The sequence below is a fragment of the Lacinutrix sp. MEBiC02595 genome (assembly GCF_053601555.1).
Window position 1 is genome coordinate 1 of the sequence record NZ_JBSHNU010000145.1, and the last position, 273, is coordinate 273.

The following is a 273-nucleotide window of genomic DNA, read 5'->3' on the forward strand; positions in this document are numbered from 1 at the left end:
TACATTAATATCATCCGCACAAGCTTGAAGTTCTACGATATTATCTGCATTCCAAGTATCTGCTAAAGTTTGGTTATTATCACCATCACATTCTATCGTTTCATCTACTACATTACAAGCAGTAAGATCTGGACCAGTAGTATCTCCGAAGTTCAGCGTTACTGTAATTGTAGATTCATTACCACAATCATCTGCAACGGTATAGGTAACAGGAAGCGAACCACAAGGACCACAAACTACGTTTAAGTTGTTGAAGTCGTAATTGGAAGTTAC

1 protein-coding gene is annotated in these 273 nt (G+C 37.7%); it reads right to left on the bottom strand.

Going from position 1 to position 273, the window contains the following annotated elements; genetic code table 11:
* The coding region (locus ACVCZW_RS02130) for a hypothetical protein (RefSeq protein WP_452231532.1) at positions 1–273 on the bottom strand (273 nt) is incomplete at both ends.